The sequence below is a fragment of the Streptomyces herbicida genome (assembly GCF_032656585.1).
Lineage (GTDB): Bacteria > Actinomycetota > Actinomycetes > Streptomycetales > Streptomycetaceae > Streptomyces > Streptomyces herbicida.
In genome coordinates, this window is record NZ_JAUYWJ010000013.1 from 101,395 (window position 1) to 124,748 (window position 23,354).

Genomic DNA, 23,354 nt, shown 5'->3' on the forward strand with positions numbered 1-23,354 from the left:
ACGCGGCAGCAGCCCAGCACCCACCCGGTTGCGACGACCTCGCCTACGTGACCAACGCCCGCGACGACACCGTGTCAGTGATCGACACCCGCACCAACCAGGTGATCGGGACCCCCATCAGCGTCGGCAACAACCCGATCGGAGTCGCCATCGTCGGCTAACCACAGCAAATCCAAACGAACCGCGCCCGGCAGAACCTGATCAGGCGCTGCCGGATGGGCGCACGGGAGTGCGAGCCCGCGCCAGCAGGTCGGGGCTGAACGTCGGACACCGATCAGCGACGGGAACGGTGGGCCAGGCTGCGCGTCCTGCCACATGGGCCGATCAGGACCGCCGGATCGCTCCTGGGCTTCTCGCGGAACTCTCACAGATGTTCATTGATGAGAGACCGTCCTCGAGGCGGCGACGAGCTACCGGGATCTCGCCTCTGGAGGCACACTCACACGTCGCGGCGCCTCACGACGAGCACCGCGAGTGCGATCGTGATCAGCGGCCAGAGCGTGTACACGATCCAGGAGCCGGGGACCGTGGCGGTGTAGCCCAGGGACCCGGGATCCGGCCCCCAGTTTTGGACCAGGCGATTCCAGGCGGCCGACACCAGCGCGTGTTTGACGTCCGCCGACCAGCGGTTGCTCTCCGAGAACATGGTGGGCAGCATCAACAGGGTGAAGACGCCGGTGACCATGGTTCCGGCGGCATGCCGGAGCAGAACGCCGAGGCCCAGACCGACCAGGGCACACACTGGAGCCAGCAACGCGGATGCCGCCAGCGCCCGGAACACCCCGGGGTGGGTGATCGGAACGCCGGCATGGTGCCCGTTCAGGATGGCCTGGGAGACCAAGAAGGAACCGGTGGAGGCGGCCGTGCCGACCACGGTCCACAGTGCGGCGGTGACGGCCGCCTTGGCCAGCACGACCGAGCGGCGGGCCGGGACGGCCACGGTGGTGGTGCGGATCAGCCCGCTGCTGTACTCGCTCACGACTGTGAGTGCGCCCATGCTGCTGGCGACGAGCATCAGCGTCCAGTAGCCCGCCGCCGGGTAGGCATCGAAGGGCAGGAAGTCGGCGGGGCCGGAGCCTGCGGCGTTGTCCGCCAGCGTGGCCATGGCAGCGGACCCGACGACGAACAGGACGGTGAGTCCGATAGTCCACGAGGTGGAGCGCAGACACCGGATCTTGATCCACTCGGAGGCGAGCAGGTCGCGGAAGCGGGCGGGCGACCCGGCGGCGGGGGCGGTCCCGGTGACGGAGGCGAGTGGGGTCATCGGGGCTCTGCTCCCAGGTACTCGGTGCTGTCGGCGGTGACTTCCATGAAGGCTGCCTCCAGCGAGGCGGTGCGGGTGGTCAGCTCGTCCAGCCGGATGCGGTTCTCGAAGGCGAGCGCTCCGATCCGGTCCGCCGGGAGCCCGGTCACGGCGAGCTTCTCGGCGCCGGCCGAGCCCTCCGGCTCGACCGAGGCGCCCGCTGCGGTCAGTACGGCTGCCAGCTCGGTGGCCTGCGGTGTCCCCACCACGACGCTGCGACGGGTGCTGCGGGCCGCGAAGTCCCGTACCGACTCGGCGGCGATGAGGCGGCCCCGGCCGATGACGACCAGCTGGTCGGCGGTGTTCTCCATCTCCGACATCAGGTGGCTGGAGAGGAAGACCGTGCGCCCCTCGGCGGCCAGTCGCCGGAAGAGCCGGCGTACCCAGAGCACGCCCTCCGGGTCCATGCCGTTGATCGGCTCGTCGAACATGAGCACGGGCGGGTCGCCGAGCAGGGCGGTGGCGAGGCCGAGACGCTGCTTCATGCCGAGGGAGAATCCGCCAATGCGGCGGTTCGCCACCTCGGCCAGCCCCACCTCCTGAAGCACCTCCTCCACCCGGCGCCGCGGGATGCCGTTGCTGCGGGCCAGGGCGGACAGGTGGGCCGCGGCACTGCGTCCGCCGTGGATCTGCCCGGCGTCGAGGAGGGCGCCGACATGCCGCAGCCCCCGTGGGTGGCGGTGGAAGGGGACGCCGCTGACGGTGGCGGCGCCCGTGGTGGGCGCGTCCAGGCCGAGGATCATCCGCAGGGTGGTGGACTTGCCGGCTCCATTGGGGCCGAGGAATCCGGTGACCTGGCCCGGCAGCACGGTGAAGGACAGATGGTCGACGGCCGTCTTGCTGCCGTAGCGCTTGGTGAGTTCGCTGACTTCGATCACGGCACCCACACTGCCGAGGGGACCCCCGCCCGGACATGGGGCCGTGGGCGGCAATCGTGCGGCCGCATGGGCCCGTGGGCGTACGTCCCCGGGCTGATGCCGCGCAGGCGGTGGCGGGTTAGTCTCGCGGCGTGAACCCCATGACGATCACTCCGTTGCCTGCGCGCGTCGCGCATCACGGCGTTGCTCCCGGGAGGGAATGCCGCTGATGACCAGAACCAAGGCCGTGGCCTGGGTGGGAGGTGCCTCATACCTCCTCGTGGTGGGTCTGCTGGTGGGGGGCGCGCCGCGGGCGTCGGGCACGGTCCACGGTGTCGGGGCACTGCTGGCTGTGAGCCTGCTCGCCGACGTGGTGCGACGGATGCCGCTGCTGGCTCTGGCCATGGCACTCCTCGGATCCACTGCTGTGGTGGTGGGCCCTCCGAGTTCCGGCCATGAGAGCCGGTCGGCGTCGTACCAGGGCCAGTTCCTGTCGTATCTGGCGGTGGACCTCGTGCTGGGTTTCATCGTCGCCACCTGCGTACGGCGCGCTTCGATGGTCGCCGTGGCCGTGTCTGTCGCAGTGCAGCTCCTGGTGATCGGCGTCTTCGCGCACGGGGACGGCCTGGCCGTCAACGAGGTGATCGCCCTCCTGGCGTTGGCCGCATCCTGCATGGCCGGTCTGCTGAGCCGCGAGCGCCGCGAACACGCGGTGGCGTTGCGTGCACAGGAGGTGGCCGAGGCCGTGACCAGCGAACGGCTGCGGATCGCACGGGAGCTGCACGACATGGTCGCGCACAGCATCGGCATCATCGCCATTCAGGCCGGTGTGGGCAGCCGGGTGATCCAGACCCAGCCGGCACAGGCCCGCGAGGCCCTACGTGCCATCGAGGCCACGAGCAGAGAGACCTTGTCGGGCCTTCGGCGCACGCTGGTGTCGCTCCGTCAGGCCGACCGGGGCGCGACCACCTCGGAGCAGTCACCGCTCGCACCCTCGCCGGGGCTGGCGGACCTCGAACGGCTGGCGGCAGCGACCGCGGGCGCGGGGGTACGCGTCGACGTTCGCCGCAGCGGGGAGCAGCGTCCTGTGCCGGCCGACATCGACCTGTCCGCCTACCGCATCGTGCAGGAGGCGCTTACCAACGTGGTCCGCCACGCGGGCACCGGACGCTGCCGGGTGGCCATCACCTACGGAGACGAGGAACTGTCCGTGGAGGTCGTCGACGACGGGCGCGGCGCCACCGAGAACGGCTCGGCCCACGGCTTCGGCATCATCGGGATGCGGGAGCGGGTCGGTCTGCTGGGCGGCCACCTCAGCATCGGGCCGCGCCCGGAGGGGGGCTTCCGGGTGGCAGCCCGGCTGCCGCTGCCCGCGCCCGTCGGAGTTCCGGCGGAGGCCCGATGACCGTCCGGGTGGTGCTCGCCGACGACCAGCCGCTGGTGAGGTCCGGTCTCCGCGTGCTCATGGCTGATCACCCCGACCTGGAGGTCGTCGGTGAAGCCGCCACCGGCGCCGAGGCCGTCCAACTGGTGAGCGACACCAGCCCTGACGTCGTGGTCATGGACATCCGGATGCCCGGCATGGACGGGATCGAGGCGACCCGCCTGATCACGACCGGTCCGGCAACCACGCGCGTCCTCGTCCTGACCACCTTCGACGAGGACGACCACGTCTACGGCGCACTCCGGGCCGGCGCGAGCGGCTTCGTGGTCAAGGACATGGCGCTGGACGACATCCTCGCGGCGATCCGCGTCGTCGCCGCCGGCGACGCACTGATCGCGCCGGGTGTGACGCGCCGACTGATCGCCGACTTCATCGGGCGGCGCCCCGCGCCGGCCCCGGAGCGCTCCCCACGGCCGGTCGTCGAGGGCATCACCGAGCGGGAACGGGAAGTGCTGACCCTGGTCGGACGCGGCCGGTCGAACACCGAGATCGCCGAGGACCTCTTCATCACGGTGGCAACCGCCAAGTCGCACGTGTCACGGCTGCTCACCAAACTGGGCGCCCGGGACCGGGTCCAGCTCGTCATCACCGCCTATGAGATGGGGCTCGTCACCCTGCCTCTCTGATGGGCGTCTCAGGCCCCATGGTGAAGCCGGAAATGCCCTGTCGTCGCACACGTCTCGTGTGGGAGCCGCCGCTACCACGCCACCCTCTGCGGCTGTACACAGGACTGGCCGGTCCCGGGCTGGCTCAGTCCTCTTCGTCGTCATCGTCGAGGTTGACGGCGTCCGGATCGAGCAGGAGTCGCCGCCCGTCAACCGTGCGGCCGACGGCCCGGGCTGGTCGAGCTCCTGGCCGTGGCCCTGCCGGTGTCACGGACGAGGTCCAGACCGAGGTGGAGCGCGTCAGGCGGTCGCGTAGAGGCGGGTGGTGAATTCGGCGAGCTGGGTGTCGGTGAGATTCTTGGCGAGGTTGGCCTCGCTGATCATGCCCACCAGTTGGTGGCCGCCCTTGACGTCGATCACCGGGAGGCGCTTGATCCGGTGTTGTTCCATGGTCTCCAGGACCTGGGTGGCGTCCGCTTCGGCGTCGATCCAGTGGATCTCGCCCTGCAGGGAACCAGCCTGTACCGTCGACGGGTCGATGCCCTCGGCACAGCACTTGATGACGATGTCACGGTCGGTGATCATCCCCGTCAGCCTGTTGTTGTCACCGCATATGGGCAGCGCGCCGACCTTCAGATCGCGCATCATCCGCGCAGCGTCCTGCAACGACTGGTGCGCGCCTACGCATTGCACTCCGCCGGTCATGATGTCCCGGGCCCTGAGCTTGCCGGCCATGATTCCTCCCGCTGTTCGCAGCGTTCATCTCAGGCGTGTGTGCCACATGGCGTCTATTTTTGATGACACCACGAATGGAGCAAGATCGCTTCCGGGGCTGGGGGAGAGACCGGGTGTGCTCCGGCCCGGCCCGGGCCGGTCTCCGCCCCCTCGCTGCCGCGATGCGCCTGCCGGTCGGGCTACTGCTTGCCCGTGCCAGAGGCGTAGGCGGCACGGACCACGGCCCAGGGCGTGCAGATCGTGCTGTGAGTCAGGCCCGGCCTGGCTCTGCTCGGTCTGGAGAGCGCCGGGAATGGGGTCACGCGTCTGTCGGGATGGATGCGGGGTCGTTGTCGAAGGCGGGCAGGACGACGTGCCGGCCGGGTCCTTCAGGCTGCTCAACAGACGAATGTCGGTGATCAGTAGTGGTCCCGTGTTGGCATGTCATTGTCCTGACCCCCGCAACCACCTGGGGGTACATGGTCCCGGTTTCCGGTTCCTCGGCGGGAAAGTGGGTCACGTCCGCAGGAGCGGTTTGTGGACGCCCACTCGGTGACGTGCCCTGCGCGCTCGCAGAGCCCCGACCGGCGAACAGCGCGAACGGGACCGCGTTCCTCTTCTCTGCGGGGATCCCTAGACGCGCAGCATCACGACGTGCTCCAGGCCGGCGCCGCCCGCGGTGAGCACGGCGGCGACGTGGCGCAGTGTGTGTGCGCTCCGCTCGGCGACCGTGGTGCCGGCGATCTCGCCCGTGTCCGGGGCGAGCGGCAGCCGACTGGACACCTGCAGTACGGGGCCCTTGCGGATGCCCTGGAACAGCGGGGTTGCCAGGGTGGGGGTGCTCTTGGCGGTGATGACGGTTCTGGTCATGGTGTGTCCCTGAGGGGAGCACGTACGGGGCTGGATACGGCGGGCCGGGTCCAGGCCTGACGTTCCTGGCTACGGGGGTCGTCGAGCTGGGTCCATTCGGCGTTGATGCGCATCGTGGCCCGGCGTTCGTTGTCGTATGAGGCCCAGCCGGGGTTTCCCGCCGTGGCGAAGCGGACCCAGGTCTGGTGCATGCGTGCGGCGAGGTCCGCGGGGGGTTGGTCGGGGCCGAGCAGGCCGCCCGGTCCGTGCAACTGGGGAATATGGGCGAGGTCGAAGACGAAAGGCAGCTCCATCGTGTGGGTGGCACCGAGTTGTCCGTCCAGGGCGTGGGAGCGCCACGCGAACTCGTAGCAGAAGGTGGCGGATTCGGGGTGGGTGGCATGTGCTTCGGCCAGGGCCCAGCTGCCCGCGCCGAACAGGGCGTCGCCCATGATGGCGGAGCACAGCTCGCCGAAGGAGGCCTTGGGACGCGTCTTCTTGTATGTGGCGACGAGTTGCGCCGGACGCGGGTGGGAGCGCGCCGCTGCCGCGGTGACGTTCCTGGCGGTCGAGGTGGAGTACTTGCCCACGGGGACCAGGTAGAGGTTTCCCTCTTCGGTGGTGGTCCCGATGAGTAGGTCGATATCCGCGCTGAGGCCGGCCGCGACGGATTGAGCGGGCTGTGGGTCGAGGACCAAACTGAAGGGGCTGAGCCCGACCAGCGGATCGCTGTGCGTCTCGGTCTGGAGGTCGATGCCCGTGACACGGGAGGCGGCCTTGAGCAGGCGCTCGTCGGAGACCTCCGCGAAGGCGTCGATGCGGGGCTCGATGCCCAGGGCCTCGGCTGCTGCCCGGGTGACACGGGTGGCCTGCTCAGTCGTGAATGCCCCCAGGCCGCTGCCGCTTTGGACAATGGCTCTGTGGAAGAGTCCTCCGGCTTCTGGCGTGGCGAGGATGCCACCGACGATGGTTGCCCCGGCCGACTGGCCGAAGAGGGTGACGCTGTGCGGGTCGCCTCCGAAGGCAGCGATGTTCTCCTGGACCCAGCGCAGCGCCGCAACGACGTCGAGCAGTCCGCGGTTGGCGGGCGCTGCGGGGAGGTGGAGGAACCCGTGGATGCCGAGCCGGTAGTTGAGGGTGACCAGGACGACGCCGTCCCGGGCGAAGGCGGAGCCGTCGTAGAGCGCGGACCGCGTCGAGCCGGCGACGAATCCGCCGCCGTGGACGAACACCATGACGGGCAGGCCGCCGCTCGCGGCTGGGGGCGTGAAGACGTTGACAGTGAGGTAGTCCTCCCCTCGGCTCCAGCCGCTGCCGAAGTAGGGAGACATGTCCACGCTGCCGAGCTTGCGTACGGACTGCGGCGCGTTGGGTCCCGGCACGGTGGCGTCCCGTACGCCGTCCCAGGACGCGTGCGGCTGCGGCCGGGCGAACCGGCCGGCGCCAAGCGGAGGGGCGGCGTAGGGGATGTTCAGGAAGGCGACGGTCTCGCCCTGGCGCAGGCCGCGGACCGCTCCCTGTGCGGTGGTCACGACCGGGGCGTGATGGTCGTACACAGTCATTCCTTTCTGCGGGCATCGGCCCTGGTGGGCGAAGAGAACCCACACAGCACTCGCGGGATCCCCCGCTGGAGCCGCCGCTCCGGGGCGGCCGGAGCGGCGGCGGGCTCTGCATCGGTGTCAGTACCGGGTGAACGGCGCCCACTTCTTGATCGCGAAGCCGCTGCCCCGGTCCTCGACTTCCAGGGCGCTGTGGCCGCTGAAGTGGGCTGGCAGGACGAGGGCGTTGTGGTCGGCGGCCCAGCCGAGCAGCCTGCGGCGGGTCGTGCGAGCCTGCGCCGGGTCCTGGCAGAAGCAGCTGTTGTGGTCCGGGTGGGTGACCTGCAGCGGGGTGTGCATCAGGTCCCCGGCGAACAGCGCCCGGTCGCTGCCGGAGTGCAGTTTGACGACGCTGGAGCCGGGGGTGTGGCCGGGTGCTGCTTCCAGGCGCAGGTGCGCGTCGAGGGGGTGGCTTGTCTCCCACAGCTGGACCTGGCCCGCGGCAAGGACGGGGGCGACGCTGTCCTCGAAGACGTGCTCGTTGACGCCGCCGGCGATGTCCGGGTTGTTGGCGGGGTTCCAGAACTCGAAGTCGGGCTTGGGCATCAGGTAGGTGGCGTTCGGAAACGTGGGCACCCAGGAGCCGTCGACGAGGCGGGTGTTCCAGCCGACGTGGTCGACGTGCAGGTGGGTGTTGACGACCAGGTCGACGTCTTCGGGCCGCACACCGGCGCGGGCGAGGTTGCCGAGGTAGTCCAACTGCAGGTGGTCCCACGCCTCGACGGCCGGGCGGATCTTGTCGTTGCCGACGCCTGTGTCGATCAGGATGGTCCGGCCGCCGCTGCGCAGCAGCCAGGTCTGCATGGCGACATGGACCATGGCGTCGTCGGCACCCAGGTGGTCGGGCACGAGCGTGTCGCGGTGGTCTTTCCAGGCCTGCTCGGGCAGATCCGGGAAGAACTGGTCCGACGGCATGATCGGCCCGTGCATCTCCTCGATCCGGGTGATGGTGACATTGCCCAGAGTGATTTCGTGTGTGTCCTGCATGGTGTCTCTCCGTAGAGGGCGGGTTTCTTGGAGGGCCGGGGATGGTGTGACCAGCCGTCCTGGGGCCGGTGTGCCTCGGGTCTGTGCTTGCGCCCGGTGCTCTACCGGTCCAGGTGGGCGAGGATCAGGTTGGGGTCCTTGGCGGTGAGCCAGCCGGCGTTCAGCACGTAGACGGTGTCGCCGCGCAGGGCGATGGACGTCGGGTTTTGCAGGCCGTCGGCCGAGGTCAGCACGGTGGAATGGCTGCCGTCGGGCTGGACGAGCGCGACTTCGTTCGGCTCGTCGAGGGCGGCCAGCAGCTGGTCGCCGTGGCTGGTGAAGGCGATGTCGTCGATCCCCGGCATGCCGTTGGCCCGGGTGTGGATCTCGCCGGCGCGTCCGTCCCGGAGGATGGGGATGCGCAGGAGGGTGCCCTGGTCGAGGTTGGTGGCCCAGACCGCGCGGTTGTGGATCTTCAGGCCGTTGGCGCCGAGGAAGCCGGTGGGGGTCAGCTCGGGGGCGGTGGCCCAGGCGGTGGGAGTGCCGCCGGTGGTGGGCACGCTCCAGATGGTGCCGAGCACGGAGTCGGTGACGTAGAGGGTGTGGGTGCGCGGGTCCAGCGCCAGGCCGTTGGGCAGGCCGTTTGCGGGCAGCGCGGCGATCCGCTGCGGTTGCCCGCCGGGACGCATCCGCCACACGCCGGTGAGATCGGGAGTGCCGGTGGCGTACAGGAAGTACAGCGTGCCGTCGTGGGCCCGGACCAGGCCGACGGTCAGCGGGAAGCCCAGGGCCGGGGTGTGGACACCGCCGTCGGCGGGCCTGGGCAGGGTCGCCAGGATCCGGACGTCGCCCCTGGGGGAGACCTCGGCGACCTGGCGGCTCTTGGCGAAGGTGACGTACGCGCGGCCGCCCGGTGCCAGGGCAACGTTCTCCGGCGTCTGGCCCTTGGCCAGGTCGAAGTGGGCGGCGATCCGCGCGCTGTTCAGTGGCGCAGAGACGGCCGAGGCCGGGGCGGGACTGAACGCCGCGGCAGCGGCCACGACCAGAGCGCCCGCCGTCACGGCGGACGTGAAGGGCTTCTTGAACATGGTTTCTTTCTCTGTTGTCGGGGTGCTTTCGGGCATGCGGCAGCAACACGCCGACGCATTGGTGGGGATGTGGGTTCTTCTGGCCGGGCGGCGCCCCGCGGATGCCCGCGGCAGGGCCGGCCGTCGGCCGTGCCTGGGTGGAACGAATGCCGGCTCGTTGCGGCCGAGCGCCCGGTGACCTTGTGGGGATCAGTCCTTGTCGGCGCGGGGCCGCGTCTGCGCCAGGTCGGAGGAGAGGCCGGCCTGCGCGGGGGCCTTGCTGGTGGCCTGCGCGAGCAGGGCGAGCGCGGTCCGCGAGGGCGAGCCCGCTTCTGTGGTGGCGACCACCACGATGGGGCCCGGCCCGTTGCTCAGGGTCTGCTGGATGATGGTCAGGGGCCCGACCAGCGGATGGTGCATCTCGTACGGGGCGACGGTGCAGGCCTTGATGCGGTGGTCGGCCCACATCGAGGCGAACTCCGTACTCTTCGTGGTCAGTTCACCCAGCAGCGCATGCAGTGCCGCGTCCTCCGGATGCTGGGCCGCCACCAGGCGCAGATTCCCGACCGCCGCCCTGGCCTTGCTCGGCCAGTCCACGTACAGGTCACGGATATGGGAGTCGAGGAACACCAGCCTGGCCATGTTCGGGCGCTGCGCCGGCGTCTCAGGGGCACCGGGGTCCAGGTGCCCGGCGAACAACGCGTGACCCAGGCGGTTCCACGCCAGCACGTCGCTGCGCCGGCCGAGGACGATCGCGGGAACGTCGCCCAACACGTCCAGCAACTGGCGCATCGCCTCCGTCACCCGTTCCGGAGCGGGCCGTCGGCCCCGGGCGCGATGCCTGTTCACTCGGGCCAGGTCGTGCAGGTACCCCCGCTCGGACTCGTCCAGCCGCAGAGCCCCGGCGATCGCGTCCAGAACCTCCGCGGATGCGCTCAGTGACTGTCCCTGTTCCAGGCGGGTGTAGTAGGAAGCGCTCACACCCGCCAGCAGTGCCAGTTCCTCGCGTCGAAGGCCCGGCACACGACGGCGCTCCCCGTAGGTGGGCACCCCGACATCCTCCGGGCGCAGCTGGGAGCGCCGCGCCAGCAGGAAGTCCCCGAGCCGCGTTTTTCCATCCATGGCTCCGAGTATGGGCCGCCTCGGAACACCCAGCCTGACCCAGCTGTGGATAGGCAACGGTGGGTCTGGCTCCCCTGCCGGACCGTCGGTGAAGTGGATTCAGCTGAACCGGCATTCCGCGCGCACCCAGGAGGTCACCTTGAGCGCCGCCACCACCGAGAACGACTCCTTCGAGGCTCTGGTCGCATCCGACTTCGCCTTCACCAGACGCGCCTGGGTCGACGCCGCGCCCGCCCGAGTCTACGAGCTGATCAGCGATGTGTCCGCGATCGGTCGCTGGAGTCCCAACGCCGGCGACGTCGCCTTCGACCACAGCGCTGGACCCCGGGTCGGCGACTGGTTCAGCGGCCGCAACCGCAGGGACGGCAAGGAGTGGACCACCCGCTCCCAGGTCGTAAAGGCCGACCCCGGCGCGGCTTTCGGCTTCGTCGTCGGCGGCGCCGAGAGCGGCATCGTGCGCTGGGAATGGACCCTCGCCCCCCAGGGGCGCGGAACCGTCGTCCAGCAGTCCTGGCGACTGCTGCGCCTCGACCCGGTGCTGGGCACCACCCGCACCGACCTGGACGCGCTCCTTGGCTACATGGCGAACAGCGTCGAAGTCACCCTCACCGCCCTCGCCCAATGGCTGGCCGAAGAACGCTCGAGGTGATCCCGACCAGCCGTTCCGGGCGCCTGTCCCACCTGCCACCGCGACGCACCCACCCCGACAGGAACGTGACCTAGCCCTACTAAGCGGTGGGGTAGCCCCGGCAGTCCGCAATGAGTGTCAGCTTCGCCGCAAGCCGGTACGTCGACATCTTGTCGGGCCGTGCACGGTACGGTCGGGCGGGACGTCTCCCTGACGTCAAGGACGGTTCGTTCTTCGGCGGGTACGGAGAAGTGCAGTTTCCCACCCTGTCAGGGATGGACCAGTCCTCCCCGAACAGCTTTCCTCTTCACAGTCCGAACAGGTCTGCCGCGTTGTCGTGGCACACCGCCCGCAGCCACTCCTCTCCAAGGCCCAGCCGCTCCAGGGCGTGGAGCTGGTGCAGGTAGGGATAGGGGATGTTGGGGAAGTCGGAGCCGAGCAGGATGCGGTTGCCGAGTCCGGCGAGCTGGGGCAGGGCCCGGCGGGGGAACGGCATGAGTGCCTCGGTGAAGTCGGTGAACGCCATCGTCGTGTCCAGCCGCACCTCCCCGTACCGCTCGGCAAGGCCGAGAAACTCCTCGTACTCGGGCATCCCCAGATGCGCGACGATCAGCCGCAGCCGGGGATGCCGCGCCAGCACCTGCGCGATCGGCTCGGGGCCCGTGTGCTTGCCGGCCGCGGGCCCGGAGCCGCAGTGGATCACCACGGGGATCTGGGCCTCGGCCAGCAACCCCCAGGCCTGCTGGAGGAGTTCGTCGGCCGGGTCGTACGCTCCCACCTGCACATGCGCCTTGAAGACGCGCGCACCCGACTCGACGGCCTCTTGGACGTATGTCTCGACGCCCGGCTCGGGGTAGAGGGTGGCGGTGTGCAGGCAGTCGGGGGTGCGGCGGGCGAAGTCGGCCGCCCAGCCGTTGAGCCACCGGGCCATCCCCGGCTTGTGCGGGTAGAGCATCGCGGTGAAGGCCCGCACCCCGAACTCCCGGAGCAGGGACGCCCGTTCCGCCTCCTCCTTCCGGTAAGTGATCGGCCATTCGAGCCCACCCGTGAGCGGTCCGAGTGCGTCGAAGTAGCCCCAGACTTTGTGCAGGACGCGCTCGGGCATGAAGTGCGTGTGGACATCGACCAGCCCGGGTAGACCGAGCCGGCTCCAGAAACGGCGGACCTCACTGGCCTCCTCACCCAGCGGCACGTCACTCATGGCCGCTCGCGAACCCGTCGCCGCGATCGACCCTGGCGACCCGGCATCGTGCGGGCGGCTCGGTCCGGGGGCGGGTTCTGCGGAACCGGCAGGGTCGACAGACGCAATGCGGTGATCGTTCATGTCGCCCACGATCGACCTCGATGCGGTGGCGGGTCCACTCCTTTCCACAGGGGGCCGTGAGGTATGCGTCACCGGGTCCACAGGGAGCAGTGAGGGATCCGTCACCGGGTCCACAGGGAGCAGTGAGGGATCCGTCACCGGGCCACGGCGGTGAGGTGCCGGCCCGGCCGGGCGATGTCGCTGCTCACGAGGCCTCCCGCGTCGGCTCGGGGGCCTGGCTGGGGTGGGGCGCTGGTCAGCTGGATGATGCCGATACGGACGCCTGAGGTCAGCAGCCGGCGACAGACGCGGATCACGTCCGGGCCGAACACCCGGAGGCGAGCGCGATGTCGACCAGCCACGCGCGGAATCCGAGGAGCCTGCGGCTGAGGGCGAAGCACCCACAGCCGAAGCGAGTTCCGGGGAGGCGGAGGCCGAGGGTGCGGAGCCGGCCGATGCCGAGTGAGGCTAGCCGCACCCTGGTGAGGCGATCATCATCACGGACATCGACGAACGGTGCCCTGTCCGCACGGCCGGAGAAGAGTGGCCAGTTCTGCATTCTCCTCCCGCCGCCCTCGGCGGCGTTGAGGTACGCGATCGCAGGCGGGACCTCGGCTGGCCACAACGTCGGTCTCTTCCAGGTGCTAGCGGGTGAGGTGGAGGGCGCGCTGCCATTCCACCGGCCAGGCCGGGCACCACGAGAGGTCGATGTCGTCCAGTTGGTCGCGCCGTTCCTCGGTCAGGGCGTCGGCCGCGACCCGGCGGGAAGCCTCTCGGCGCGTCGGCGCTCGATGTTCATCGTTTTACGCGCGGCGGCGCGGGTTCTTGAGCCAGATGCAGACCTTGTAGCCCCTGGTAGGTGGCGTCCGTGGGGGCGAGGAGGTGGCCGTGTCGGGGCGCCCACCACGCGCCGCCGCGAGGCGTGACCGGACCCCGACCCAGAAAATGATCTGAACCCTAGGGCGTCGCCGCAGGCTGCGGCCGGTAGCTCCACCGCTCGGAGAGATCCTCGGCTTCCGCCCGGCGGTCGGCACCGCGGAGATGGTCGCCCGCGCGGCCGCAGCCGGCCGTCGGCGCGTGGGGCCGGGCCGGTCGCTGCAGTTGTGTCAGCGGAAAGCGGCGATGTTGCGGGCGACCCAGTCGATGAAGGGGCGCGGAGCGCGGCCGAGGACCCGTTCCACGTCCGGGCTGATCCGCAGTTCGGCCGGGCTCGGGGCGCCGAGGATGTCCAGGGTGTCGTCGGCGAGTTCCGCCGGCACGAACTGGGTCATCGCGGCCTTGGCCTCGTCGCGGGTGAGTTCGTGGAACCGCACCGGCGAGCCGAGCGCGGTGGCGATGGTCTCCGCTTGCTGATGCGGCGTGATCACCTCCGGCCCGGTCAGTTCGTACACCCCGCCGGTGTGCCGGTCGTCCAGCAGGCAGGCCTCCGCGACCTTGGCGATGTCCGCGGGGTCGACGATCGGCACCCCGACGTCGCCGAAGGGCGCGGCGACCGTCCCTTGCATGCGGACGGACTCCGCCCAGGCCAAGGCGTTGGAGGCGAAGCCGCCCGGCCGCAGGATGGCCCAGTCCAGGCTGGACTCCCGCAACGCGTCCTCCACCGCGCGCATCGCGACCCGCGACGGGCCGAGCGGCCTGGTTGCCACGCCCTGCGAGGACAGTAGGACGACCCGGCGTACCCCACTGGCCGCGGCCAGGCCGATGATGTCGGTCGGCCTGGCTTCGGGGGCGTGCAGGTCGCCGGACAGCAGGAGGAAGAGCGCCTTCGCCCCGTCCAGCGCGGGTGTGAGGCTCGCCGGTTCGGTCAGGTCGGCCGCCGCGTGTCGGACGCCGTCCGGCACCGCCGCCGCGTGCCGCGACACCGCCGTCACCGGCTCGCCCGCTTCGGTCAGGGCCCGCGTCAAGGGCCGGCCCACATTTCCGGTAGCCCCGGTCACCACGATCATGATCAGCTCCTTGTCCGTTGTGCACTGCGGCAACGACGCTAGGAGCAGGGCTTACTTTTCGTAAGAACATACCTGGAGGTAAGCTCCGGACATGGTGGAAGGCGCGCAGTTGACGCAGGCCGAACCGGGGAAGCGGTATGAGGTGTTTCACACCGACTGCCCCGCGCGCGATGTGCTCAGCCACGTGACCAGCAGGTGGGGCGTCTGGGTGCTGATCTCCCTGCGCGGCGGCGACCTCCGGTTCTACGAGCTGCGCGAGAGCATCCAAGGTGTCAGCGAGAAGATGCTCGCCCAGACCCTGCGCGCGCTGGTGCAGGACGGCCTGGTCTGGCGGGAGGTCGAGCCGACGGCGCCGCCCCAGGTCACCTACGGCCTGACCCAGTTCGGACAGGACATCGGCGAGCCGCTCGAGGAATTGTTCGACCGGCTCGACCGAGGCCGTCGTTAGCTCCTCTTGTTGTCGTATGTCGACTTAGAGGGCATCTGATCAGTGTTCAGGACGCTTGACCGTCACGGCGACAGCTTGTCCGGGTCGGTGCTGCGGCAGGCCGCGCTCTCCACCCATTCCTCGCGGGTCATGGCTCCCTCCTCAGCATCCGCAACGACCCTACGCTGCCCGCCGTACGGAGCGCTCGCCAGGCCTCACGGCGCCCCACGGCCCCGTGTGAAGACCTGGCCTCCGCAGCGCAGGGCCCGTCGCCGGTCAAAGCGGCATGCCCACGGCGTGTGGTTCTCGTACAAGTGCGAGCCGCCCAGTGCCGGATCTGTAGGGCCTGGACGGCCTCAGCGCCGACGGTCGGCTCGGCACCTGCCCGGCTGCGCAGGGGCAGGCCGAGGACGGCGGCGGTGAGGGCGTAGGCGAGTGCCTGCGGAGTCCCGTCGAGGCCGAGTACTTGACGGATTGCCAGGTCGAGTGCGGTGAGGCCCTCCGTGACCAGTTCGGCCGTCTCGTGGTCCGTGGGGGCCCGCTCGGCCGCCGCGAGCAGGAGCAGCCCGGCGGCGAGGCCCCCGTCGTACGCGGCGGCCGCCTGTGTCAGGGCGTTCGGCAGGTCGCCGGCGGTCGCGATGGCACTCGCCAGTGGCAGCACCTCCTGATCGAGATGGCGGCGGAGCGCGGCCAGATAGAGGCCCGCTTGCTGCCGAACACCTTGTAGAGGCTGCCCCGGTGTACGCCCAGCGCTCGGACGAGGTCGTCGACCGACGTCCCCTCATACCCGCGCTCGGCGAACAGTCGGCGCCGTCCGCGACCGTCGGGTTTCCGGCCCCGTCCCTCTGTCCCGGGCGCCGCAACCTACCCATCGCCGACCGTTAGCCTCTTGGATAAGCTCCGCGGAAACCCTTCAGGAGGTGTCATGGCGAAGGTCACCATCAGTCTGGACAGCGATTTGGCCATCGAGGTCATGCTGCTGGCCGGTACCAGGAGCCCGCAGGACGCTGTCGAGTTGATCGTCCGGGACTACCTGGCACGGGGTCACCGCACCGAGGCTCGTGCCGGTAACGCCGCCGACCAGGATCGCCTCGCCGACCGGCGGTCAGTGCCGGAAGAGGGCCGATGAGCACTTCAGGTGAGATCGGCGTGTCGGCTGGTGGTTGAAGGTCCTTCCGGGCAGGGTCCGGCTGGTGTCTATCGATCTTGTCGCCGACGGCCTGTGGGAGCGAATAGCTCCACTGCTGCCAGAGCGGCCGTCCCGACGTCGCCGTCACCCCGGACGGCTGCCGGTGCCGGACCGGGTTCCGCACGGGCTGTTTGACCCAGATCCGGCCGCGCTCCCTGCGGTCGGCGTCGATCGGGGCGTCGCTGAACACGAAGAGCCCCGGCAGCTTGAAAGGGAACACCTTGGCGCCCTGGACACCGGCCTCGAAGTCCTGGGGGCTGATACGCAGGCTCTTCATGGCCAGGATGCGGTCAGCCTCGTGCTGCTCGTCGTCTCCGACGTATCCGGAGGTCAGCTGGTCGAGGAGGCGGTCCAGCAGGGCTCGGCCGCCGGGGCTGCGGAGCAAGTGTCCGAGGTCGTCAGGGGTGGCGGTTTCCATGAACGCAAGCGACACGTCGTCCTGATCGGTCCCGCCCAGTTCATCGAAGACTTGTTCCACAGTTGCCAAGTCACCGGCGAGTGCCATGGTCAGGAGAAGGCGTCCGAGCGCTGTCTCGTCCAGGCCCGTCCGCCCCACGTACTCGTCAGCAGGAGCCCGGCACAGCACCTGTCCATGTCCGGCGGCTGATTGTGGCGCGGGAACGGGTATGGGGTGTCGGCGGGAGCAGCCAGGAGGCTGTTCGGTCGCGGCGGTGCCGGTGCGGTGAGGAGTTCCTCCTGCGGGGCCCCTGGCGTGCAGAAGGCGGTCGGCATGAGCCGCGGCCCGCTCCTCGTCCGGTCCGGCCGGGTCGTCGAGCTTCCAGCCCTGGGCGGCCTGGATGCCGTCGCCGAGAGGCCGGCGCTGCAGCACATGGATCACTTCGTGGGCGAGCAGGCGGTAGCCCGCCGACGAGTTTGGGTCGAAAGCGCCCGCGGAGAAGAAGATGTCACTGCCCGCGGTGAAGGCGCGCGCCTCGAGGGTGTCAGCGAGGTTGTCGGCGTCGTATGTCGTGTGGACCCGGACATCCATGAGGTCGTGTCCGGTGTCTGTCTCCAGCGCGCGCCGCAGGCCCTGCGGGAGCGGTCGGCCCTGGCCCGCCTGCGTGGCGAGCTTGGCTGCGATCACGGCGGCAGCTGGCCGCTGCTGATGGTCGTACGTGAAAGCCGACATGCAGAGTCCCTCCCGCCCTGCAGGGTTCCAGGCTTGCGTCACGGTGGCGTCAACGGTGGCAAGGGACGGGCTGGTACAGGCCGACCACTGCGCTCCTGGCTGCGGGGCAGGTTCCTCGACTGTCCTAACGGTTCATCAGGGTGGCCCGCGGCCGCGAGCACGCCGGCCGCGGCTTCCCCAGGTGCTCCGTCCAGGTCGGGACGAGCGGCGTCGACGGGCACCACTTCCAGCAGCTCCACCTTCTCGCCGGAGCCTGCGTGATCGGTCCGCTCAAGGGCAGCGAGAGCGAGCGCCAAGCGGCTTGAGCCAGGGTCAATCCTGTGCCGCACAGAGGGTGGGGCACGGGAGGTGAACATGTCTTTGAGGACCGACCTCTACGCAGATATCACTGGATTCCTCCTGGCCAAGTGCGATGCCGACCCGGATGAACTCTCCGTGGAATCCGATCTGTACTACGACATCGGCATCGACTCACTCGACCTCATCGCCATGGCGCAGACCCTTCAGGGTGCGTACGGCATCTCGATGGACGACGAGCGCTTTTTCGGTTCGCTCCGCACCGTCGGCGACGTGCTGGACTTCGCCGTCTCCAAGATCGAAACCGCAGCAATCGCCTAGATCACGGGGAGACTCTGCATTGCCTGCCTACATCACCGCCATGGGACGTTTCCTTCCCGGCGATCCGGTGCCCAACGAGGAGATCGAGGACTACATCGGCAGCGTGGGTCAAGCGAGTTCGGGGCTGCGTGAGCTGACACTCGCCAACTGCGGGATCAAGTCACGGCACTACGCCATCGACAAGCAGCAAAAGACCCTGTTCTCCAACACCGACATGGCGGTCGCGGCGATCCGCCAGGCGGTGGACCGCTCGGACATCACCCTCGACGACATCGACCTCATCGCGGCGGCCACCACCGTCCCGGATCTCGTCGCGCCCGGCATCGCCAGCGGCATCCACGGCGAACTGGGCAGCCCGCCCTGCGAGATCGTCACCACCCACGGCATCTGCAGCTCCGGGATGATGGCGCTCAAGAACGCCTACCTCCAGGTGGCGGCAGGGGAGAAGAAGAACGCGGTCGCCTCCGCGTCCGAACTGGCCTCGCGTTTCTTGAGGAGCGACCGGTTCGCCGACGTCCGGCCGGTCTCGGACGACGGTGCCATCGCCATGGAGATGGCGTTCCTGCGCTACATGCTCTCGGACGGCGCCGGCGCCGCGGTCGTACAGGACCGCCCGGCGGCCGACGGGGTGAGCCTGCGGATCGACTGGATCTCGCTCACCTCCTACGCCAACACCGAGCAGACCTGCATGTACATGGGCTCGGCCGACAACTCGGCGGAGCAGGCCTGGTGGGACTACCCCTCCGCGGCCGAGGCCGCCGCCGACGGCGCGCTGGCGTTGCGTCAGAACCTGGGCCTGCTGCCGCATCTCGTGCGGGTCGGGGTCAAGGAGTACCAGCGGCTGCTCGACGAGGGCCGCTTCGACCCGGACGAGCTCGCCTGGTTCCCCGCGCACTACTCCAGCGAGCGCATGAAGTCCATGGTGGTCAAGGAGATCGAGCACAAGAAGGTCAGGGGACCCTCCCTCGAGAAGTGGTACAGCAATCTGCCCCGGGTCGGGAACATGGGCTCCGCCAGCATCTACGTGATCCTGGAGGAGATGCTCAGCGAGAGCCTGGTGTCCCCCGGCGACAAGCTCCTGGTGATGGTCCCCGAGTCCGGCCGGTTCGCGGTGTCCTTCGCGCATCTGACGGCCGTCTCCGCGGGGGAGGCCTGAGGCCATGGGCGCACAGCCCCGAGTGACGGTCTACTGGTACTCACAGACCGGTCAGCTCCTGGAGTCCGTCTCCGCCGTCACCGACCCGCTGGAAAAGGCGGGTTGGGACATACGCAAGGTCGAGATCAGGCCGCGGGAACCCTTTCCCTTCCCCTGGCCCGTACGCCGCTTCTTCGGTGTCTTCCCCGCCTGTGTCGACCCCGACGGGGCAGCCGAGATCACCGCCCGGCCGCCGGTGGCCGAGGATGACAACGCAGACCTGGTCGTCTTTGCCTTCCCCGTCTGGTACTTGGCTCCGGCGCTGCCCATGCGGGCGCTCGTCGGCGCCGAGCCGAAGGCGTTCGACGGGCGTGCCGTCGTCGGCCTGGTGGCCTGCCGGAACATGTGGTACTCGGCCGCCGTCGAGGTGCAGCGGCTGCTCCAGGCCGCGGGCGGCCGCTACTTGGGCACGATCGCCGCGGTGGACACCGCCTCCGCCGGGGTCACCTTCGTCACCACGCTGCGCTGGCTGCTCGCCGGCAAGCGGGAGGCGTCCTGGGGGTTCCCGCGCGCCGGTGTCGGCACGGACGAGCTGGACCGGCTCGCGCTCCTCGGCGAGCGCATCGCCGAACTCGCCCCAGCGCAAACCGAACTCGCCCCGGAACAGGCCGAACCCGCCTCCCGCACCGCTTCCGAGGAGGCTTTGGCCGACCGGGTCCGCGCCGTTCTCGCCGCCCATGACGCGGCCCCCGTCAACTATCCGCTGGCCGCGGCCGACCTCCTGGCCGGGAAGGCCTTCCGGGTCTGGGGCCCGCTCATCCGCGCCGCAGGCCGCCGAGGCGAGGCCCAACGCAACGCGCTCACCACAGTGTTCGTGCTCTGGCTGTTCGGCGCCATCACGGCCGGGCTGCCCGCGGTCGTCGTCGCCCGCGTCCTGTTCAAGGCCGGCTTCGACGCCGCGGTGGCCCGGCGTCTGGCGCCGGTCGTCGCCCGTCTCGCGGAGGTGCGCCGATGACCGCAGCCGTAGAGCACCAGCCGGAGACGGCCGCGCAGCTGGAGGCCGACGTCGTAGTGGTCGGTGCCGGGCCCACCGGCCTCGCCGCGGCCCACTTCCTCGCCGGACACGGCGTCCGCACGGTCGTCCTCGAACAGCGCCCCGCACCGTCCGGTCACCCACGCGCCACGGTGATCAACTCACGCACCATGGAGCTGCTCAGGCACCTGGGCGTCGATGCCGAGGTGCGCCGTGCAGGCGTGTCCCTGGAGAACACGGCGCGCATCACCTGGTGCACCGAGCTCGCCGGCACCGAACTCGCCGGCCTCGACATCATCGATTCGGCACACGCCCTGATGCAGCGAGTGGCCAACAGCCCCGCACTTCCCGTCATTTGCTCGCAAAACCGGGTGGAAGCGCTGCTCGTCGACCGGCTCCCCGAGAACGCACGAGTGATCCGCGGCGTCAGGGCCGAGGAGCTGACCCGGACCCCGACCGGTGTCAGGGTGACGGCATCGGGCGAGCGCCCCACCGTCGTCGAGGCCCGCTACGCCATCCTGGCCGAGGGGCTGCACGGCCCGCTGCGCGAGACGGTGGGCCTGCGGCGGACCGCTGCCACGCCGCTCGGCAGACTCCTCGACATCCATTTCACCGCCGACCTCTCGCCCTGGACGGCCGGCCGGGAGAGCGCCCTGTACTGGGTACTCAACGACACCGTACGGGGCGTCCTCATCACGGTGGACCCCAAGCGCGGCGAATGGCTCCTGGAGATCCCCGCCCTCACCCCCGACGAGGAACACACCTACTTCGAGGCGGAAGTCGATCACCACAAGCTGATCGAGGCCGCCATCGGCGAGTCGGGCGAAGCGCTCGGCGGGCTGCGCATCCACTCCGTACGGAACTGGGTGATGGGCTCCACCGGGCTCGCTTCCTGGCGCAGCGCCGACGGCCGGGTCCTCGCCGCAGGAGACGCCGCCCACACCTTCCCGCCCACCGGCGGTTTCGGCATGAACACCGGCATCCAGGACGGCCACAACCTCGCCTGGAAGCTGGCCGCGGTACTGCGCGGCGGTGCCCCCGACTCGCTGCTCGACTCGTACGAGCGTGAGCGGCGCCCGGTCGCGGAGTTCAACGCCCGGTACAGCGAGCGCAACGCCCTCCAGAAGCGGGCGCTGCTCCAATCCGACGCCGACCCGGCGGAGTTCGCCCGAAACATCGAACAGCACCGGCCACACTTCGACTTCGAGGGGCAGACGCTGGGTTTCACCTACGCACCAGGCCCTGGCGAGCCGGTGGTCCAGGACATTGTGAACTACCGGCCGACCGCCCAGGCCGGCCACCGGGCCCCGCACGCCTGGCTCGACCGGGCCGGCGACCGGATCTCCACGACCGACCTGGCCCGCACCGGCTTCGCCCTGCTCACCGGGGCAGAGGGAGCCGTCTGGCAGCAAGTGGCGCAGGAGACCCCGACCGTCCTGGGCCTGCCCCTCACCGCGGCTGTGATCACCGCGGACGGGCCTCAACTGCGCGATGTCAGCGGAGCCTTCGCCGACAGCTACGCCCTGCAGGGGGCGGAAGCGGTTCTCGTACGGCCCGACGGCCATGTCCTCGCCCGGCTGCCCGGCGTCGACCCACGGCAGGAACTCCGGCAGGCCGTCGACCGAACAGTCAACAGCGGGCCGGTGCCCGCACGAGCGGAAGGGCTCTCATGACGGCCGGACCCACCTTTTCCCCGGAGCGACTCGCGGGACTGCGCTCCGGCACGCTCTCCGAAGTCCGCGCCGCCCTCGCCGGGCTGCCGCGCGAGGACCTGGCGGCCTGGCTGGCCACACCTGACGGCGAGGCCGTGCTGCGCACGGTCTTCGAGCAGATGCCCGAGCGCTACACCGGAGGCCCCATGGACGGTCCGCAGACCGCCCGTTGGGAGGTCGGAAGGCCGCCGGCCGACACCGTCGCGTACGACCTCGTACTGACCGACGACACCTGCGACGTGCGCGAGACGGGGATCTCCGGCGCCCCCGCGGTCACCCTCACCCTCGACGCGGTCAGCTTCGTGGAGATGGCCTCCGCCGCGGCCCAGGGCATGGATCTGCTGCTCAAGGGCCGGCTGCACATCGAGGGTGATGTGCGCCTCGCGATGCGGATGGAGTCTCTCTTCGGGCTCGCCGAGCCGAGTGAGCCCGTATGAGCACCGCCCCCGGCCGCCACCGGGTGGTGGTGACGGGCATCGGCATGGTCAACCCGCTCGGCATCGGCACCGAGACGGTCTGGACGCGGCTGCTCGCCGGAACCTCCGGCGTGGGACCGATCCAGGGCTTTGACGCCGACCGGCTGCCGGTCCGCATCGCCGCCGAGGTGACGGACTTCGACCCGACCGACTGGCTGACCACCAAGGAGGCCCGACGCCTCGACCGGTTCTGCCACTTCGCGATCGCCGCGGCCGAACTCGCCGTGGAGCGCGCGGGCCTCGACGGCATCGACCGGGACGGCGCCGCCACCGTGATCGGCAGCGCCATCGGCGGCGCCGACACCATGAAGGAGGGGGTGCTGAAGGACGCGACGGCACCCCGCATGGTCTCCCCGTTCTTCGTGCCCAGCTCCATCATCAACATGGGCGCGGGCACGGTCGCCCAGCGCTTCGGCTTCCGCGGCCCCGGCGCCGCACCGGTCACCGCCTGCGCCTCCTCGGCCGACGCGATCGGGCAGGCCTACCGCCTGGTGCGCGACGGCTATGCCGGGGCTGCGCTGGCGGGCGGCTCCGAGGCGTGCATCGCCTCGCCGCTGATCGCGGGCTTCGCCAACCTGCGCGCCCTGTCCCGCCGCAACGACGAACCCCGCCGAGCCTCCCGCCCGTTCACCGCGGACCGGGACGGCTTCGTCATGGGGGAGGGCGCCACCATGCTGCTCCTGGAGACCGCGGAGTCGGCCGAGGCGCGGGGCGCGTACGTCTACGCCGAGATCTGCGGCTACGGCCAGACCAGCGACGCCTACCACGTCACCGCCCCCGATCCCACCGGGCAGGGTGCCGCCCGCGCCATGCTCGCCGCGCTGCGCGAGGCCGATCTCAAGCCCGGTGAGATCGACCACGTCAACGCCCATGGCACCTCGACCCCCTTCTCCGACGCCGCCGAGACGAAGGCGATCAAGTCCGCCTTCGGCAGTCACAGCGGGAACCTGGCCGTCAGCTCCACCAAGTCGATGACCGGCCATCTGCTGGGCGCGTCCGGCGCGACCGAGACGGCGTTCTGCGCCCTGGCCATCGACCGGGGGGTCATCCCGCCCACCATCAACCAGGACGCGGCCGATCCCGAGTGCGACCTCGACTACGTGCCGAACACCGCCCGTCCGTACGAGGTCCGGGCGGCTCTCTCCAACTCCTTCGCCTTCGGCGGGCAGAACGTCTCGCTCGCCCTCCAACGCTTCGTCAGGGAGTGACCCCACCCGTGTCCATGGAGCTCAC

At 70.2% G+C, this 23,354-nt stretch carries 25 protein-coding genes and 1 pseudogene; 12 read left to right on the forward strand and 14 right to left on the reverse strand.

Annotated features, from left to right (window positions below; genetic code table 11):
* The first annotated feature begins 47 nt into the window (after positions 1–47).
* Positions 48–161, forward strand: a complete 114-nt coding sequence (locus tag Q8A52_RS26435; RefSeq protein ID WP_316755886.1) for a hypothetical protein — start codon at positions 48–50, stop codon at positions 159–161.
* A gap of 278 nt (positions 162–439) precedes the next feature.
* On the opposite strand, the gene Q8A52_RS26440 is transcribed toward Q8A52_RS26435, so the two are convergent.
* Complete coding sequence (locus tag Q8A52_RS26440; protein WP_316755887.1) at positions 440–1,264, reverse strand: ABC transporter permease; 825 nt, start codon at positions 1,262–1,264, stop codon at positions 440–442.
* Positions 1,261–2,181: an ATP-binding cassette domain-containing protein gene (locus Q8A52_RS26445; RefSeq protein WP_316755889.1), complete on the reverse strand. Its 921-nt coding sequence runs from the start codon at positions 2,179–2,181 to the stop codon at positions 1,261–1,263. Before Q8A52_RS26445 ends, Q8A52_RS26440 begins: the two co-directional genes overlap by 4 nt.
* A gap of 208 nt (positions 2,182–2,389) precedes the next feature.
* On the opposite strand from Q8A52_RS26445, the gene Q8A52_RS26450 reads away from it, so the two are divergent.
* Both Q8A52_RS26450 and Q8A52_RS26455 read left to right on the forward strand, forming a co-directional pair.
* Positions 2,390–3,565, forward strand: a complete 1,176-nt coding sequence (locus Q8A52_RS26450) for a sensor histidine kinase (RefSeq protein ID WP_316755892.1) — start codon at positions 2,390–2,392, stop codon at positions 3,563–3,565.
* Positions 3,562–4,230, forward strand: a complete 669-nt coding sequence (locus Q8A52_RS26455) for a response regulator transcription factor (RefSeq protein WP_316755894.1) — start codon at positions 3,562–3,564, stop codon at positions 4,228–4,230. Before Q8A52_RS26450 ends, Q8A52_RS26455 begins: the two co-directional genes overlap by 4 nt.
* A 279-nt stretch (positions 4,231–4,509) precedes the next feature.
* On the opposite strand, the gene Q8A52_RS26460 is transcribed toward Q8A52_RS26455, so the two are convergent.
* The 6 genes from Q8A52_RS26460 to Q8A52_RS26485 all read right to left on the reverse strand — a co-directional run bounded on the left by Q8A52_RS26460 (position 4,510) and on the right by Q8A52_RS26485 (position 10,525).
* Complete coding sequence (locus tag Q8A52_RS26460; RefSeq protein ID WP_316755896.1) at positions 4,510–4,944, reverse strand: CBS domain-containing protein; 435 nt, start codon at positions 4,942–4,944, stop codon at positions 4,510–4,512.
* A 612-nt stretch (positions 4,945–5,556) separates the two neighbouring features.
* Positions 5,557–5,793, reverse strand: a complete 237-nt coding sequence (locus Q8A52_RS26465) for a Rid family hydrolase (protein WP_316755898.1) — start codon at positions 5,791–5,793, stop codon at positions 5,557–5,559.
* Complete coding sequence (locus tag Q8A52_RS26470; protein ID WP_316755900.1) at positions 5,790–7,328, reverse strand: carboxylesterase/lipase family protein; 1,539 nt, start codon at positions 7,326–7,328, stop codon at positions 5,790–5,792. The genes Q8A52_RS26465 and Q8A52_RS26470 overlap by 4 nt, the downstream gene beginning before the upstream one ends.
* Before the next feature lie 123 nt (positions 7,329–7,451).
* Positions 7,452–8,357 (reverse strand): MBL fold metallo-hydrolase, encoded by a 906-nt coding sequence (locus Q8A52_RS26475; RefSeq protein ID WP_316755902.1) that lies wholly within the window; start codon positions 8,355–8,357, stop codon positions 7,452–7,454.
* A gap of 101 nt (positions 8,358–8,458) precedes the next feature.
* Entirely contained in the window at positions 8,459–9,424 is a 966-nt protein-coding gene (locus tag Q8A52_RS26480) for an SMP-30/gluconolactonase/LRE family protein (RefSeq protein WP_316755904.1), read from the reverse strand.
* A gap of 189 nt (positions 9,425–9,613) precedes the next feature.
* Positions 9,614–10,525 carry a helix-turn-helix domain-containing protein gene (locus Q8A52_RS26485; RefSeq protein WP_316755906.1) on the reverse strand — a complete coding sequence of 304 codons (912 nt, stop codon included), beginning with the start codon at positions 10,523–10,525 and terminating at the stop codon, positions 9,614–9,616.
* Between the two features lie 139 nt (positions 10,526–10,664).
* Here Q8A52_RS26485 and Q8A52_RS26490 point away from each other — a divergent pair, with 139 nt between their 5' ends.
* The gene (locus Q8A52_RS26490) at positions 10,665–11,174 is read left to right on the forward strand and encodes an SRPBCC family protein (protein ID WP_316755907.1); all 510 of its coding nucleotides are present in this window, start codon (positions 10,665–10,667) and stop codon (positions 11,172–11,174) included.
* A gap of 286 nt (positions 11,175–11,460) precedes the next feature.
* Here Q8A52_RS26490 and Q8A52_RS26495 read toward each other — a convergent pair whose 3' ends face one another.
* From Q8A52_RS26495 to Q8A52_RS26505, 3 genes are all read right to left on the reverse strand, one after another.
* Positions 11,461–12,477, reverse strand: a complete 1,017-nt coding sequence (locus Q8A52_RS26495) for an amidohydrolase family protein (RefSeq protein ID WP_408649251.1) — start codon at positions 12,475–12,477, stop codon at positions 11,461–11,463.
* A gap of 134 nt (positions 12,478–12,611) precedes the next feature.
* Positions 12,612–12,818 carry a hypothetical protein gene (locus tag Q8A52_RS26500; RefSeq protein WP_316755911.1) on the reverse strand — a complete coding sequence of 69 codons (207 nt, stop codon included), beginning with the start codon at positions 12,816–12,818 and terminating at the stop codon, positions 12,612–12,614.
* 744 nt (positions 12,819–13,562) lie between these two features.
* Positions 13,563–14,402 carry an SDR family oxidoreductase gene (locus Q8A52_RS26505; protein ID WP_316755913.1) on the reverse strand — a complete coding sequence of 280 codons (840 nt, stop codon included), beginning with the start codon at positions 14,400–14,402 and terminating at the stop codon, positions 13,563–13,565.
* Positions 14,403–14,493: 91 nt separating this feature from the next.
* Here Q8A52_RS26505 and Q8A52_RS26510 point away from each other — a divergent pair, with 91 nt between their 5' ends.
* Complete coding sequence (locus Q8A52_RS26510; RefSeq protein ID WP_316755915.1) at positions 14,494–14,850, forward strand: winged helix-turn-helix transcriptional regulator; 357 nt, start codon at positions 14,494–14,496, stop codon at positions 14,848–14,850.
* Positions 14,851–14,977: 127 nt separating this feature from the next.
* Here the strand turns inward: Q8A52_RS26510 and Q8A52_RS26515 are convergent, their stop codons facing one another.
* Together Q8A52_RS26515 and Q8A52_RS49105 are read right to left on the reverse strand one after the other, a co-directional pair.
* Positions 14,978–15,490 carry a hypothetical protein gene (locus Q8A52_RS26515; RefSeq protein WP_316755916.1) on the reverse strand — a complete coding sequence of 171 codons (513 nt, stop codon included), beginning with the start codon at positions 15,488–15,490 and terminating at the stop codon, positions 14,978–14,980.
* Positions 15,436–15,633, reverse strand: a complete 198-nt coding sequence (locus Q8A52_RS49105; RefSeq protein WP_408649259.1) for a helix-turn-helix domain-containing protein — start codon at positions 15,631–15,633, stop codon at positions 15,436–15,438. Before Q8A52_RS49105 ends, Q8A52_RS26515 begins: the two co-directional genes overlap by 55 nt.
* 121 nt (positions 15,634–15,754) lie before the next feature.
* Here Q8A52_RS49105 and Q8A52_RS26520 point away from each other — a divergent pair, with 121 nt between their 5' ends.
* Entirely contained in the window at positions 15,755–15,958 is a 204-nt protein-coding gene (locus Q8A52_RS26520) for a hypothetical protein (RefSeq protein ID WP_316755919.1), read from the forward strand.
* An 886-nt stretch (positions 15,959–16,844) separates the two neighbouring features.
* On the opposite strand, the pseudogene Q8A52_RS26525 reads toward Q8A52_RS26520, so the two are convergent.
* Positions 16,845–17,147: pseudogene (locus Q8A52_RS26525) on the reverse strand (eCIS core domain-containing protein); the annotation flags it as partial.
* A 354-nt stretch (positions 17,148–17,501) separates the two neighbouring features.
* Here Q8A52_RS26525 and Q8A52_RS26530 point away from each other — a divergent pair.
* From Q8A52_RS26530 to fabF, 6 genes are read left to right on the forward strand one after another with little or no spacing between them, the layout of a single operon-like run.
* On the forward strand, positions 17,502–17,765 hold the full coding sequence (locus Q8A52_RS26530) for an acyl carrier protein (RefSeq protein ID WP_316755920.1): 264 nt from the start codon (positions 17,502–17,504) through the stop codon (positions 17,763–17,765).
* A 40-nt stretch (positions 17,766–17,805) separates the two neighbouring features.
* Positions 17,806–18,921 (forward strand): 3-oxoacyl-[acyl-carrier-protein] synthase III C-terminal domain-containing protein, encoded by a 1,116-nt coding sequence (locus Q8A52_RS26535; protein WP_316755923.1) that lies wholly within the window; start codon positions 17,806–17,808, stop codon positions 18,919–18,921.
* Between the two features lie 4 nt (positions 18,922–18,925).
* Positions 18,926–19,915 (forward strand): hypothetical protein, encoded by a 990-nt coding sequence (locus Q8A52_RS26540; protein ID WP_316755925.1) that lies wholly within the window; start codon positions 18,926–18,928, stop codon positions 19,913–19,915.
* The gene (locus Q8A52_RS26545) at positions 19,912–21,606 is read left to right on the forward strand and encodes an FAD-dependent oxidoreductase (RefSeq protein ID WP_316755927.1); all 1,695 of its coding nucleotides are present in this window, start codon (positions 19,912–19,914) and stop codon (positions 21,604–21,606) included. The genes Q8A52_RS26540 and Q8A52_RS26545 overlap by 4 nt, the downstream gene beginning before the upstream one ends.
* Complete coding sequence (locus Q8A52_RS26550; protein ID WP_316755929.1) at positions 21,603–22,082, forward strand: SCP2 sterol-binding domain-containing protein; 480 nt, start codon at positions 21,603–21,605, stop codon at positions 22,080–22,082. The genes Q8A52_RS26545 and Q8A52_RS26550 overlap by 4 nt, the downstream gene beginning before the upstream one ends.
* Complete coding sequence (gene fabF, locus Q8A52_RS26555) at positions 22,079–23,329, forward strand: beta-ketoacyl-ACP synthase II (protein WP_316755931.1); 1,251 nt, start codon at positions 22,079–22,081, stop codon at positions 23,327–23,329. The genes Q8A52_RS26550 and fabF overlap by 4 nt, the downstream gene beginning before the upstream one ends.
* Positions 23,330–23,354: the final 25 nt, after the last annotated feature.

Excerpts from the sequence above, each read along its gene's own strand:
- Q8A52_RS26505 (WP_316755913.1), bottom strand. The coding sequence starts at position 14,402 with ATGATCGTGGTGACCGGGGCTACCGGAAATGTGGGCCGGCCCTTGACG.
- Q8A52_RS26530 (WP_316755920.1), top strand. The coding sequence starts at position 17,502 with ATGTCTTTGAGGACCGACCTCTACGCAGATATCACTGGATTCCTCCTG.
- Q8A52_RS26475 (WP_316755902.1), bottom strand. The coding sequence starts at position 8,357 with ATGCAGGACACACACGAAATCACTCTGGGCAATGTCACCATCACCCGG.
- Q8A52_RS26485 (WP_316755906.1), bottom strand. The coding sequence starts at position 10,525 with ATGGATGGAAAAACGCGGCTCGGGGACTTCCTGCTGGCGCGGCGCTCC.
- Q8A52_RS26465 (WP_316755898.1), bottom strand. The coding sequence starts at position 5,793 with ATGACCAGAACCGTCATCACCGCCAAGAGCACCCCCACCCTGGCAACC.
- Q8A52_RS26480 (WP_316755904.1), bottom strand. The coding sequence starts at position 9,424 with ATGTTCAAGAAGCCCTTCACGTCCGCCGTGACGGCGGGCGCTCTGGTC.
- Q8A52_RS26545 (WP_316755927.1), top strand. The coding sequence starts at position 19,912 with ATGACCGCAGCCGTAGAGCACCAGCCGGAGACGGCCGCGCAGCTGGAG.
- Q8A52_RS26450 (WP_316755892.1), top strand. The coding sequence starts at position 2,390 with ATGACCAGAACCAAGGCCGTGGCCTGGGTGGGAGGTGCCTCATACCTC.
- Q8A52_RS26510 (WP_316755915.1), top strand. The coding sequence starts at position 14,494 with ATGGTGGAAGGCGCGCAGTTGACGCAGGCCGAACCGGGGAAGCGGTAT.
- Q8A52_RS26455 (WP_316755894.1), top strand. The coding sequence starts at position 3,562 with ATGACCGTCCGGGTGGTGCTCGCCGACGACCAGCCGCTGGTGAGGTCC.
- Q8A52_RS26550 (WP_316755929.1), top strand. The coding sequence starts at position 21,603 with ATGACGGCCGGACCCACCTTTTCCCCGGAGCGACTCGCGGGACTGCGC.
- fabF (WP_316755931.1), top strand. The coding sequence starts at position 22,079 with ATGAGCACCGCCCCCGGCCGCCACCGGGTGGTGGTGACGGGCATCGGC.
- Q8A52_RS26520 (WP_316755919.1), top strand. The coding sequence starts at position 15,755 with ATGGCGAAGGTCACCATCAGTCTGGACAGCGATTTGGCCATCGAGGTC.
- Q8A52_RS26540 (WP_316755925.1), top strand. The coding sequence starts at position 18,926 with ATGGGCGCACAGCCCCGAGTGACGGTCTACTGGTACTCACAGACCGGT.
- Q8A52_RS26535 (WP_316755923.1), top strand. The coding sequence starts at position 17,806 with ATGGGACGTTTCCTTCCCGGCGATCCGGTGCCCAACGAGGAGATCGAG.
- Q8A52_RS26495 (WP_408649251.1), bottom strand. The coding sequence starts at position 12,477 with ATGAACGATCACCGCATTGCGTCTGTCGACCCTGCCGGTTCCGCAGAA.
- Q8A52_RS26460 (WP_316755896.1), bottom strand. The coding sequence starts at position 4,944 with ATGGCCGGCAAGCTCAGGGCCCGGGACATCATGACCGGCGGAGTGCAA.
- Q8A52_RS26440 (WP_316755887.1), bottom strand. The coding sequence starts at position 1,264 with ATGACCCCACTCGCCTCCGTCACCGGGACCGCCCCCGCCGCCGGGTCG.